Annotated in this window: 14 protein-coding genes and 2 tRNA genes; 14 read left to right on the forward strand and 2 right to left on the reverse strand. The window is 29.0% G+C overall.

Annotated features, from left to right (window positions below):
• Positions 1–158 precede the first annotated feature (158 nt).
• Entirely contained in the window at positions 159–1,412 is a 1,254-nt protein-coding gene (locus KPL38_RS09140; RefSeq protein WP_216288834.1) for a multidrug efflux MFS transporter, read from the forward strand.
• A gap of 128 nt (positions 1,413–1,540) precedes the next feature.
• Positions 1,541–2,263 carry a TVP38/TMEM64 family protein gene (locus KPL38_RS09145; RefSeq protein WP_216288835.1) on the forward strand — a complete coding sequence of 241 codons (723 nt, stop codon included), beginning with the start codon at positions 1,541–1,543 and terminating at the stop codon, positions 2,261–2,263.
• 560 nt (positions 2,264–2,823) lie between these two features.
• On the opposite strand, the gene KPL38_RS09150 is transcribed toward KPL38_RS09145, so the two are convergent.
• Together KPL38_RS09150 and KPL38_RS09155 are read right to left on the reverse strand one after the other, a co-directional pair.
• The gene (locus tag KPL38_RS09150) at positions 2,824–2,976 is read right to left on the reverse strand and encodes a zinc-ribbon domain-containing protein (RefSeq protein WP_216288836.1); all 153 of its coding nucleotides are present in this window, start codon (positions 2,974–2,976) and stop codon (positions 2,824–2,826) included.
• A gap of 291 nt (positions 2,977–3,267) precedes the next feature.
• Positions 3,268–3,354: transfer RNA gene (locus KPL38_RS09155), tRNA-Leu, on the reverse strand.
• 420 nt (positions 3,355–3,774) lie between these two features.
• On the opposite strand from KPL38_RS09155, the gene polA reads away from it, so the two are divergent.
• From polA to radC, 12 genes are all read left to right on the forward strand, one after another.
• A complete protein-coding gene (polA, locus tag KPL38_RS09160; protein ID WP_216288837.1) occupies positions 3,775–6,390 on the forward strand; it encodes a DNA polymerase I in 2,616 nt (871 codons plus the stop codon).
• 75 nt (positions 6,391–6,465) lie between these two features.
• Entirely contained in the window at positions 6,466–7,074 is a 609-nt protein-coding gene (coaE, locus tag KPL38_RS09165) for a dephospho-CoA kinase (RefSeq protein WP_216288838.1), read from the forward strand.
• Positions 7,071–7,646 carry a lytic transglycosylase domain-containing protein gene (locus KPL38_RS09170; RefSeq protein WP_216288839.1) on the forward strand — a complete coding sequence of 192 codons (576 nt, stop codon included), beginning with the start codon at positions 7,071–7,073 and terminating at the stop codon, positions 7,644–7,646. Before coaE ends, KPL38_RS09170 begins: the two co-directional genes overlap by 4 nt.
• Before the next feature lie 146 nt (positions 7,647–7,792).
• Positions 7,793–7,874 (forward strand) — tRNA-Leu (locus KPL38_RS09175).
• Positions 7,875–8,203: 329 nt separating this feature from the next.
• Positions 8,204–8,392 carry a hypothetical protein gene (locus tag KPL38_RS09180; protein ID WP_216288840.1) on the forward strand — a complete coding sequence of 63 codons (189 nt, stop codon included), beginning with the start codon at positions 8,204–8,206 and terminating at the stop codon, positions 8,390–8,392.
• 306 nt (positions 8,393–8,698) lie between these two features.
• On the forward strand, positions 8,699–8,821 hold the full coding sequence (locus tag KPL38_RS20030; RefSeq protein ID WP_281419344.1) for a hypothetical protein: 123 nt from the start codon (positions 8,699–8,701) through the stop codon (positions 8,819–8,821).
• 362 nt (positions 8,822–9,183) lie between these two features.
• On the forward strand, positions 9,184–9,732 hold the full coding sequence (locus KPL38_RS09185) for a hypothetical protein (protein ID WP_216288841.1): 549 nt from the start codon (positions 9,184–9,186) through the stop codon (positions 9,730–9,732).
• A gap of 223 nt (positions 9,733–9,955) precedes the next feature.
• Positions 9,956–10,477: a GNAT family N-acetyltransferase gene (locus KPL38_RS09190; RefSeq protein WP_216288842.1), complete on the forward strand. Its 522-nt coding sequence runs from the start codon at positions 9,956–9,958 to the stop codon at positions 10,475–10,477.
• Between the two features lie 153 nt (positions 10,478–10,630).
• Positions 10,631–11,365, forward strand: a complete 735-nt coding sequence (locus tag KPL38_RS09195) for an SPOR domain-containing protein (RefSeq protein ID WP_216288843.1) — start codon at positions 10,631–10,633, stop codon at positions 11,363–11,365.
• Between the two features lie 250 nt (positions 11,366–11,615).
• Entirely contained in the window at positions 11,616–11,876 is a 261-nt protein-coding gene (locus KPL38_RS09200; protein ID WP_376769030.1) for a DUF4321 domain-containing protein, read from the forward strand.
• 7 nt (positions 11,877–11,883) lie between these two features.
• Positions 11,884–12,462: a Maf-like protein gene (locus tag KPL38_RS09205; RefSeq protein WP_216288869.1), complete on the forward strand. Its 579-nt coding sequence runs from the start codon at positions 11,884–11,886 to the stop codon at positions 12,460–12,462.
• A gap of 17 nt (positions 12,463–12,479) precedes the next feature.
• Entirely contained in the window at positions 12,480–13,160 is a 681-nt protein-coding gene (gene radC, locus KPL38_RS09210; RefSeq protein ID WP_216288844.1) for a RadC family protein, read from the forward strand.
• Positions 13,161–13,177 lie beyond the last annotated feature (17 nt).

Genomic DNA, 13,177 nt, shown 5'->3' on the forward strand with positions numbered 1-13,177 from the left:
CGTTATTTTTGCAAAACATAGTAATCCTCCTCTACGTACTGATTTTGATATTATTATATCATAATTACTACGTTTGGAAGTAATTACAAGCTTTTTGTGGGATAATCATAACATTAATTTTATTACCATAAAATAAACTAGAAGGAATAGATATATTTATGAAAATTTGGAAAAGAAATTTAATTGTTTGTTGGTTTGGAACATTTGTTACAATGGTAGGCATTAGTCAAATAGCCCCTATTATGCCCCTTTACATAAAACAGTTAGGAATATATAATACAGCAGAAATAGAGCAAATATCAGGAATTGTTTTTGGAGTAACATATATTTTATCAGCAATCTTTTCACCAATATGGGGTTATGCAGCAGACAAAATTGGGAGAAAACCTATGCTTTTACGCGCAAGTCTTGGGATGTCTATTGTAGTCGGAAGTATGGGACTGGCTCAAAATGTATATCAACTGATAGGATTAAGAATGCTTCAGGGAGTGATAAGCGGTTATTGTACAGCGTGTATTACTCTTGTAGCAACTCAGACAGAAAAAAGACATGTAGGATGGGCGCTGGGTGTGCTTTCAACTGCATCTGTTTCTGGTTCTCTACTTGGGCCCCTAATTGGTGGATCTTTGGATGAAATTTTAGGATTACAATTTACATTCTTTTTAACTGGGATACTAACATTTGTTGCATTCATTGCAACTTTGTTGTTTGTTAAAGAGACATTCGTACCAGAAGAAAAAAAGGTTTTAAGCACCAAAGAAGTATGGCGGCAATTACCTGATTCTAGCCTTATTATAACTATGTTTGTAACTTCATTTGTGTTACAACTAGCCTATTTTTCTATTGAGCCTATAATAACTGTATATATATCTCAGTTATCAAATAATGCATCACATATTGCACTCATTTCTGGTATGGTATTTTCAGCAGCTGGACTCTCAAGTGTAATAGCTGCTCCTAGACTTGGAAAATTGTCTGATAAGATTGGACCACAAAAGGTTATGCTTATAGCTCTTATTGTGGCGGGAATTATATTTATACCTCAAGCTTTTGTGAAAAACCCATGGCAGCTAATGGGACTACGTTTTCTACTTGGATTTGCAACTGCTGGATTAATTCCATCAATTAATTCATTACTTAAAAAGGTAACTCCAGATGCCATTGCCGGAAGGGTCTTTGGATTTAATATGTCTGCATTTTACTTAGGAAGCTTTGGTGGTTCTGTTTTTGGAGGACAAATAGCAGCACATTTGGGGATTAAATATGTGTTTTTTATTACAAGTAGTTTACTTCTCCTAAATGCAATATGGTTTTATAATAAAGCGTTTAAAAAATTAAATTTGATTACTAAAGCAAACAATATTGAGAAAAAACAATCTAAAAATAGAAACATTAGTAACATATTATTGTGATTTAAGAAAATTATCATTGCTATTATATTTTTATCAGGTACCATAAGAATTTACAAAGTGATTAAATATAGTAACATGTTAAATTAAGTTATTATATTTAAAAGAATATAACTTTGGGGGATAGTTCAATGGTGTTTAAGCGGTTAAGTAAAAAGCATACTATTTATTTAATTTCATTATTTGTATTCTTAATAGTTGTTTTTATATTAGATTTCAAAAATATAATTAGTGCTCTAAACAATATAATTAGTGCTCTAAACAATAGGTCTGTTGAACATATAGTATCATTGATTAGGTCTTGGGGATGGGCTGCTCCGCTATTAAGTATTCTCTTAATGATACTCCATTCTGTAGTATATCTTATTCCATCATTTTTGATAATTGGAGCAAATGGAACTATTTTTGGAATGTTTTGGGGGATAATTATATCTTGGGTTGGTACTATGATGGAAGGGACTGTTTCTTTTTATTTAGCTAGATTCCTAGGAGAAGTATTTGTGAAAAAAATTGTCCATAGCGAAAATCTATGGGAAAAAGTTGATGAAATAAATAATAAACATGGATTCAAGGTTATATTGATGGATAGGTTACTTCCTTTTGTTCCACTTGATCTTTTAAGTTATTTAGCAGGCTTAAGTAGTATGAAGCTAATACCATTTTTAATTTCTACGGGCATAGGCATTTTACCAGCCACCATTTCTTACGCATTTTTAGGTAGCCAAATATCTAAATTAGGTTCTTACTCAATGTCATCAACTATAATTGTTTTATTAATAATAATTATAGCAATAATTTGTTTTATAAAAGTGGTAATCCAAAAAACAAATAATAAATCCTTCTTAAATCATTAGTAATAAAAGCAATAAAAATTCTTGTTTCTTCTGTTTTAAACTTTTTACCTTAAACTATAATCTTATATTTAAAATGGCATTTCTGACATCACATCATCATCTTACTTTCTAATGTATCTAATTACATATTTACTTTTCAATCTCTAATTATAGATTATCACTTGCAATATTTTACTGCTTTTTTCATGATTCAATTCTCAAATCAATTACCCTATGTAGGGTTGATAAATTTTGCTGTTCAGATTTAATTATTTTAGTAATGTTATATATTAAGGTGTACGATTTTTTTGTTTACCAGAATAGAACAAAAAAACCTAGCAATTTCACTAGGCTAAAATAAGAAAAGAAAAACTAATATACAATATCAAACAATTAAAGAATACGATACGACAGAATATTCATAACATATTCAAAAGGTTCTAGATTCCTTGAAAACAAAACTTAAATTTAATCCAATTTAACTACGCGCATCTTTATATATTCCCTTACATATAGGGTTATTATAGAAAATAAGCTCCATGGGCCTAATCCCATGGAGCTAGTAATAAAAAAATTACCTGCTATTTGCTTCTTTGTATTTTTCTTGCTTTTCTGCAATCAGCGCATCTTTTAGGTTCATTTTCGAATCCTTTTTCTTTGTAGAATTCTTGTTCACCTTCGGTAAATGTGAATTCTTTACCACAATTAATACAAACTAAATTTTTATCTGCCATTATAAAATTGCCTCCCATATAATTATGTTAACACTGTTATATACTATGTAGTAATGGAACATTTCGTACCCAAAACGACCATAACAGTTGTTAAATGATTGATGTTTGTTGTTGGGAAGATGGAAGAACATTAGATACTTCATATTTAAGTCATAAGTTCTTTGAAATAGTTAATGGTGATTTTGAATCAATATTTTTAGAAGATTTTTAGAAGATTTTTAGAAGATTTTTGGAAGAAAATAAAAAAGCCTTAGTAAATTATCTATAATTTACTAAGGCTTTTGCTATAACTGGTGCCGGAGGCGGGAATCGAACCCGCACGGTATTGCTACCACTGGATTTTGAGTCCAGCGCGTCTGCCAGTTCCACCACTTCGGCATGTCTGACAAAAAATATTTTACCATATATAAATAATTATTGCAATAGCAATATATAAATTTTATGCACATTACTTGCTTTATTAAGCAAGATTATTTCTTGAAATCGGGTTGTATTGGAAAAATATTTATTCTTTTATAGGATTCTAGAGGAAGTTTGCTAGTTTTAGGGCACATTATTGGTATAATATATATGAAATAATTTTTTAAATACAAAAGTCAGATAAATTCAACTGGAAGTTAAGAATATAATATGTTAAAATTTCTAAATGGAGGGGAAGCTAGTAAAGAAACCCTTAAAACCATAGTATAAGGAATATACTGGGTTATGAATTTGATATTTTTATTTATGAAGTATATTATAAAATAGAATATAGCGCAATATTTTAGGTTATAAACATAGTAGAAAGAAGGGATTAGAATGTCTAAGGAAAGGCTATTAATTTTAGATGGTCATAGTCTTATGTATAGAGCTTTTTATGCATTACCAGCTCTAACAAACTCTGATGGAATATACACTAATGCAGTTTATGGTTTTACAACGATGCTTTTAAAGATGAAGGAAGAGTTTAAGCCAGATTATATTGTTACAACATTTGATAGGCGAGCACCTACTTTCCGTCATGAAGAATATAAAGATTATAAGGCAGGTAGAAAAAAAATGCCTGATGAGCTACAAGGACAATTTGCTCTAGTTAGAGAACTTTTAAAGAAAATGGCTATAGATATATATGAACTAGATGGTTTTGAGGCTGACGATTTAATGGGAACATTATCTGTGTTTGCAGAAAAAGAAGGACTTGAAGTTTTTATAATAACAGGAGATAGAGATGCACTTCAGCTTGCAACAGATAATGTTAAAGTTGTAATAAATAAAAAAGGAATGTCAGAAAAAGAAATATATGATAGAAATAGAATGATAGAAGAATATGGAGTAACTCCTACAGAATTTATAGATGTAAAGGGGCTAATGGGTGATTCATCTGATAATATTCCAGGTGTGCCAGGAGTAGGTCAAAAAACTGCTTACAAGCTTATAAAAGAGTATAAGAGTATAGAAAACATTCTAATGAATCTTGAAAAAATCAGTGGCAAAAAACTTGTGGAGAATCTAACAACTTATAGTGAACAGGCTATTTTTAGCAAGAAATTAGCTACTATTATTACATGTGTTCCTATGGAGATAGATTTAGAATCTATTAAGTCCAAAGAAAATTTTGATATACGTGCTGTAAAAGATTTATTTTATAAATTACAATTTAAATCTTTAATAAGCAGAATACAAGATAATGAAGATACAGTTGAGGAAACTTTTTCTGCTGAATTTGATGTAATAGATAAGATAATTCAACTTGAAGAGATCACACGTCAAATAAAAGATACTATTTATATAATTTTTGATATAGAAAACACAAATATATTTACTAAAATTAGTATAAATAACATATACCTTAATTACAATGAAAAAAACTATTTGATTAAGATTACTGATTTATTTAATGAAGATGAAGAGAAAGCTATAAAATATTTAAAAATTATACTTGAAAGTACAGAAATTAAAAAGGTAAGCCATGCTGTAAAAAATGCTTACACTGCTCTTAATAAAAAAGGAATTAAATTGCAAGGAGTAAAATTTGATACTGAACTTGCTGCTTATCTGCTTGATTCAGCTAAAAAAGAGTATAGTCTAGAAACTCTTATGGATATTAATCTTAGAATCAGTATCCAAGGTGAAGGTCATGCAAAAGAAATTAATAAAGTAGCATTATTAAAAGGTCTTTATGTGATACTAAAAAAGAAAATTGAAGAGTATAGAATGGAAAAACTTTTATATACTGTGGAACAACCATTAACAGAGGCTATATCATATATGGAAGCTGAAGGGTTTACAATAGACAGAGATAATTTAGAGAAACTTGGTGTAAAGTTTGCTGCAGAGATAGCCAACTTAGAAAAAACTATTTTTGATTTATCCGGAGAAGAATTTAATATAAAATCTCCTAAACAATTAGGTAAGATATTATTTGAAAAATTGGATTTACCTGTTATAAAGAAAACAAAAACAGGATATTCAACCAATGCAGAGGTATTAGAGGCATTATCAGATAAACATCCTATTATTGTAGAAATAACTAGGTATAGACAACTAACAAAGATTTTTTCAACATATATTGAAGGGCTACAAGCAGTTATTGATACAGATGGTAGAATACATTCAAACTTTACGCAAACAGTTACAACAACAGGAAGATTATCAAGTACAGAGCCTAATCTGCAAAATATACCAATAAGACATGAAATGGGTAGAGCTATAAGGCGAGCGTTTATACCACACAACGATCAGTGCGTTATATTATCTGCGGATTACTCACAGATAGAGCTTAGGGTACTTGCTCATATTGCAGGTGATACAAATTTAATTGAAGCATTCATTGCACATAGTGACATCCATACTAAAACAGCATCTGAGGTATTTAATGTACCAATGGCTGAAGTTACAAAACTTATGAGAAGTAATGCAAAGGCTGTAAACTTTGGGATAGTCTATGGTATTGGTGAATTTAGTTTAGCAAAAGATTTAAACATATCAAGGAAAGACGCTAAAAACTATATAGAAACTTATTTTGAGAGATATCCTAATGTTAAAAAATATATGAAGGATATAGTTGTTGAAGCTGAAGAAAATAATAGTGTTACAACAATACTTAATCGACGTAGATTTATACCTGAAATAAACTCTTCAAACAAAATGGTAAAAGCTGCTGGAGTAAGGCTTGCTATGAATACACCTATACAAGGAAGCGCAGCAGATATTATAAAACTTGCTATGATAAATGTATTTGATAAATTAAAGGAAGAAGGATTAAAAAGTACTTTAATTCTTCAAGTTCATGATGAATTAATATTAAATGTATATAAGGATGAACTTAAGCAAGTTGAAATTTTAGTTAAAGACCAAATGGAAAATGTTGTTAAACTATTAGTGCCTTTAGAAGTTGAAATAAGTACAGGGGATACTTGGTACGAGGCTAAGTAATAAGGAAAAGCTAGTGGTTAAACCTATAAAGCTATATTCTTAGATTTTAACTATAAAAAAGTAGGGGAGAAGAAAATGCTAAAGGTAGGAATAACAGGTGGCATCGGTAGTGGAAAAAGTACTGTAACTAATATGCTTAGTGAAAAAGGTTATCACATTATTGATGCAGACATTGTCTCTAGGGAGGTTTTCATAATATACCCTGAGATAAATAGTGAAATTAAAGAAAAATTCGGATATGAGTTTTTTGACGAATATGGTGAACTAAATAGAAAAATACTTGGAAACTATATATTCAAGAGTGATAAACGTAGAAAAAAACTTGAAAGTATAATTATGCCTTTTATAAGAAAAGAAATAATTAGCAAAATAAAAATATGTGAGGACAAAAACTTAAAATTGTGTTTTCTGGATGCACCTACTTTAATAGAGAATAAGTTACATACAAGTATGGATGTAACTATTTTAGTATGGGTAGATAGTGATATTCAAATACAAAGAGTTGCATCTCGTGATGGTTTAAAAACAGATCAAATAATGGATAGAATAAGAGCTCAAATGCCAATGAATGAGAAAAAAAAATATGCAGATTATATTATTGATAATGGAGGAAGTATTATCAATACAGAAATGCAATTAAACCTAATTCTTACCCAGCTCGAAAGGTTAAAAGTGAAGTTATGAAGGTTAAAAAAATTATAAAAATTTTAAGTCTAATTTGTTTAGTTATTATATTAATCAATATAAAAAGTATTTTTAAAACCTTTTATCCTTTAAAAAATGAAAATTTGATTATTAAATACTCACAACGTTACAATGTTGATCCTTGTTTGGTTGCTGCTGTAATTAGGGCAGAAAGTAATTTTGATGGAAGTGCTGTGTCACATAGAGGGGCTTATGGGCTTATGCAGATAATGCCTGATACAGCACAATGGATTGCTATAAATATGAAATTAAAAAATTTTAATGTTGAAAAATTATATGATAACGAAATTAACATTGCTATGGGATGTTGGTATTTGAATAATTTAAATAATGAATTTAGTGGAGATATAGAATTAGAGCTTGCAGCATATAATGGCGGACGTGGAAACGTTCAAAAATGGCTTAAGAATCCCGAATATTCTAGTGATGGAAAAACATTAATTAGTATTCCTTTTAAGGAAACAGATAAGTATGTAAAAAAAGTAAAGACAAATTACAATATCTATTTAAAATTATATGGTGAAGGATTAAAATTATCTAATGTAAAATAATTAATTAGTTATTTTTAAATTCAACTAAAAACAGATAAAAATCTTGACAACTTGTTTTAATGTGATATATAATTAACATCGTAGTCAAAAGGATTGCAAGAACGTGTGACTACGATGTTAATCCTTATTATAAGACAATAATATTTGCGATAGTGGCGGAATGGCAGACGCGCACGTTTAAGGGACGTGTGGGAGACCATACGGGTTCAAGTCCCGTCTGTCGCACCATGTTAAACTAAGTAGTATCAGCACTCTGTAGGTGTTGGTACTTTTTTTATTCAAAGAAGAAGTGCCAAAACTTACAACACGTCTATTTGGAGTAAAGACAAGTAGACGTGTTGTTCTTTTTTGAAAGAAGATATATGTGCAAGAAGATAGAAGTAAAGTTGCAAGAGAGCCGATACGAGTGTTAAAATGAACATTATATAATGTTAGTATAAAAAAATATTAATAAGAAGTAATTTCTATATATGAGCAATTGTATATAGGGAGCTATAAGGCACCGTATGTAATTTATAGAAAGTGATAATTATTAGGAGTTAGAAAGGGAGATATATATGACATATACTTTTATATGTAAGACAAAACAATGTGAAAACTATAATAAAAAATTTGATATAGAGAAATCTATGAATGATGATAGTGAAGTTAAATGTGAAAAATGTGTATGTAAAGCTAAAAGAAAATATAGTGTTCCGGTATTTGACATTAAATGTAGTGATTTTTGTGGGAAAATAGGTAAATAAGTAGAGTATATTTAAGTAGAAAATATCTTTGGGAGAAGAAACAACTGGAGAATTTGATAATAAAAACAATAAGGAATTGATTAAATCAAAAAGAGAAGTGAGATAGAAATATTTCACTTCTCTTTTTATTTTGTAAATATAAATTTTGTGTTTAACAACATTTTGGAAGCTTCAAGTCTACCATCTTCTATAAGTGGCAGTCTAAATCTGCTTCCAAAGTTGTTAATATTGCAGCGACCCAGGAGATGATTTAATGAATATTTGAAATAAATAAGGAAAAACTAACTTCTGAAAGAGGTGTAAATTATGAAAAATGAAAAAGAAAATCTTAATGAAAAACAGAAAAAACAATCTAAAAGCAAAGAAAATAACCCTGTGACTATAAATGGAGATAGTAACATGAGAAAACCTGTAAGAGGTTTAAAGTAAAGAAATGCAAAGAGGATGTATTCACATCTTCTTTGCATTTCTTTTTATTAGTAATAAATTATAAAGTTACTTTAACGACATTTCAGAAGGAAAGTCTCCCACGTCTATAAGTGGGAGTTACCTATCCTAGTAAAAATAAAACTTCAGTGGGAGTTAAATTTCCTTCTGAAGTCGTTAATGCATCTCTTTCAGAGATGTTGCAGCGACCCAGGAGATGATTTAACATTATTTAAATAAGTAATGTATGTTATATTAATATATTTATTTATTATTTTTATATAAATTCATGAAATTTAGTATCAAAATACATTCTTTAGCATAAATTGGTAATGTATTAGTAATATCAGAATAAGGAGGCAATTATGAACCAAGAGGGAAGAAGTATTGTAGATATAGATTTGCAAGAAGATTATGAAATGGTTCCACTTGAACCAATGATGTATGGAAACAGCCCAATGAATATGATGCCAAACATGGAATTCAATCAAAATATGGGAGTTCCAATGGGATTTATGCAGGATATGAATCCTAACACAAGAATGAATTCAATGGGAATGAGCCAAGATGAAAGAATGAACCCTTGGATGGGAATGAGTCAATTTAATGAAGACATGTTCATGAATGGATTTAATCCTATGGAAGGGATGGATAGTGACATAGCTGAATATGATGGATTTAGAGAATTAGACAAAGCTCAGCAGGAAGAATCACTACAAGAACAGTATGGTAGACCTGGTTTGCCTATACCACCTAGGCCACAACACAATGCTACGGAGGATATTGTAAGAAGAATTGAGAGGTATAATCCGGCTATAGTTAGTCGTATGACAAGATGCGGTATACCATATGTAGAAGCGAAGGATATAATTAGAAGAATTGTTAAAGTGACACTTATGTACAGGGACGAATAAAAATAATTTGTAACTAACATAAACAAATATAAAAATTATTTAAGGTATAACCCTATAAAATATATAGGGTTATTTTTAGTTAATAGGTATTTTTAAGTATACATAATAATATATATAATATTTATTGAAGGAAATTTTAAAGCAACGTAGAATTTAAATATTAAATAGGAGAAATTAAATAGGAGAAAAAATTAAAGCCATGTAAATATAAAGAGGTGTAGATATGTTTAATATTGATATAGATTTCGATAATATAAGAATTATGAATTTAGAAAAAGAAGATATTTGTAATGTTAAAGAATGGATTGGCAATCAAAAAGTTTTTAGCACAGAGGATGAGTTAAATTATGGGGTTAAGGAGTTTTATGAAAGATATTTAGAGTATTATGTTAGCGAAGGAGAATATTTTCTGAAAATATTATGTGGTAATGAGCTTATTGGTATTATAAAAGGTAGAATAGAATTTAAAAATCCAAATGAAGTTTGGATTATGTGTTATCTAATAGATGTTAAATTTTACAATAATGAAATATCAAACAAAATCATCAATGAATTTTTAAAACATTTATATAATAATTATGGAATAAGCAATTTTTATACTCTTGTTTCTTCTAATAATTTGGATATGATAAAATTATGGACGAGCAATAACTTTGAAATAATTAGAAAAACAAAAAACTTTTTAAAAACAAAAAATGAAAATAAAAACATATTAATTTTAGAAAAAATAATCTTCAATAACTAAATCAGACATTAATTGTCGGATTTTTTTATTGAAGGGCGACTAAGCATAAATAATTAATGCATATGTGCAAGAAATATTTTTCTTTCTTATTCTAAAATCAGAGTTTTTATAATAATATTTTAAATAGGGATTATTAAGTTAGGGGATGTTAAAGTGAAATATACTAGATATAATTATAAAGCACCTAAGAAAAAAAATAATTTTATAATTGTTATTACATTAACATTAATAGCAGCTATTGCTTTGGGTACTATGTTTTCTAAACTGTTACCTAAAAATAATGCAAATGCCATTGCAAATGATAAAGCTACGAAAGTAAGTTTAAAAAAAGATATAAAATTAAACAAAGCCAGCACCATAGATACTAAAGCGGTTTCTACAAGCAATATTAAGAATTATGTAGCAATACAGTGTGGTGTTTTTAGTACAAAAGCGAGTGCGTTGTTATTAAAAGATAGTTTAAAAGATCTTGGCGTACCATTTATTATTGAGGATGGTAAGTTAAATAGAGTTTTACTGGGGGTATATCCTAAAGAGGGTACTGATAGTGTGGTTAAACAACTTAAGGCAAAAAAAATAGCTTATGCTAAAATAAATTTTCAGTTGGTTGGTAAGGATTTAACTAGTGCACAAACTAATGAAATGATAAGTGCAGATATTAAAATATTAAATAAACTTTCAGAAAAAAACACAAAAGCAATTCAGACTGTAGAATTAAAAAAATGGATGGTTTCACTTAAAGGAGCAGAACAAAAAAGCAACAGCTATGGTAATCTTAAACAAATAAAAGCATATTTAAATGCTTTACCACAAGAATTAAAAAAAGAAAAAACAGAGGCAGGATATGTATATATTTATAAATTTATAAAACAAATTTCAAAAACATAGATATTTTAATTTGTTAAGGATTACAATAGAACGAAATCTTTATAATTGAGTATATAACATAGAAAAAAATAAAAAATGCAAGTAGGAATACGAGCCTACTTGCATTTTTATAGAAAATTATTAGTAAATGCCATACTTTGCAAGTAAAATTAATTATTAACTTTTTTTGAATAATATTTTTATACACTTGTGCATGAATTTATTAAATGTTAAAATGTATAAGATATATAAGTAATGTGGGAGGTACAATTTGAAAAGTGCAGAAAGAAAAAATACATCTTTTATATTTTTTATAATGTTAGGAGCAATTTCTGGAAGTTTTATAGGCGAACTATTAGGAAATAACATGAATGCACTCGATTTTTTAAAGAGTACTTACACAATAGGTATGAGTAAACCTATGCTTATGGATTTTAAAGTATTTGCAATAACTTTCGGTATAAATTTTAATATTAACATTATGTCTATTATAGGCATAGTTTTGGCAATAATATTATATAGAAAGTATTAGGAGTGATATAGTGGAGATTATTCTAGCTTCTGCCTCGGAGCGTAGATCTGAACTTTTAAAGAAAATAACCAGTGATTTTAAAATATTGGTTAGTGATTTCGAAGAGAGCAAAGTATCTTTTACTGGAAATTGTGGAAACTATGTTATGACATTAGCAAAGGGAAAGGCTATGACTATTTGTAGTAGCGTTAAAAAACCTGCTATTATAATAGGATGCGATACTATTGTTTATTTTAAAGGTAAAGTGTTTGGTAAGCCTAAAAACAATCTTGAAGCTTTTCAAATGCTTAGTGATTTAAGTGGTAATACACATGAGGTATATACAGGCATTGCAATAGTTAACACGCAGACACAAGAAATTAAGACTGAATGTGTTTGCACACAAGTAAAATTTTCAAAACTTTCTTTGAGTGAAATAAATGATTACATAGAAACAGGAGAACCAATTGGCATGGCTGGAGCTTATGCAATACAAGGAGCAGCGTCTAGATTCGTTGAAGAGATAAAAGGCTGCTACTATAGTGTTGTGGGGTTACCGGTAAACAAAGTATATTATATGCTAAGGGAGATGGGGGTCAATCTGTAAAGGAGTTGTTTATAGGTATGACCTACAAGATTATGGATTTGCCACAAAATGAAAGACCTAGGGAGAAATTGTTAAGATATGGTGCTGAAACTTTATCTAACAATGAACTATTAGCTATAATACTTAGGGTAGGATCAAAAAATGAAAATATTATAATACTTTGTAACAGAATAATTTCTGAGTGCGGTGGATTAAATGGACTTTTCAGTTCAAGTGCTGAGGAATTTATGAATTTAAAAGGGATTGGAAACGCCAAAGCAACACAACTTTTAGCACTTATAGAAATTTCAAAACGGTTTAGAAGTTTTAAATCTGGAGAAGAGTACAAAATTACTTCTCCCAAAGATGTTGCAGAGTATCTTATGGAGGAAATGAGATATTTAAAAAAAGAATATCTTAAGTTAATTATGTTAAATACTAAGAACGTAATTATAAGTATAAAAGATATCTCAATTGGTAATTTGAATACCTCAATAGTTCATCCAAGAGAAGTATTTTACGAAGCTATTAGAAAATGCAGTGCTTCTGTGATTATTTGTCACAATCATCCGTCGGGGGATCCAACTCCAAGCAAGGAAGACATAAGCATTACTATAAGACTTAAAGAATGTGGTAAATTATTAGGAATAGAAGTACTTGATCATATAATTATTGGTAATGGAATTTATACTAGTTTAAAAGAAAAAGGAATGCTTTAGATATGAGAGGAGAAATT

This window comes from Clostridium psychrophilum (assembly GCF_018861705.1).
Taxonomy (GTDB): Bacteria; Bacillota; Clostridia; order Clostridiales; family Clostridiaceae; genus Clostridium_AD; species Clostridium_AD psychrophilum.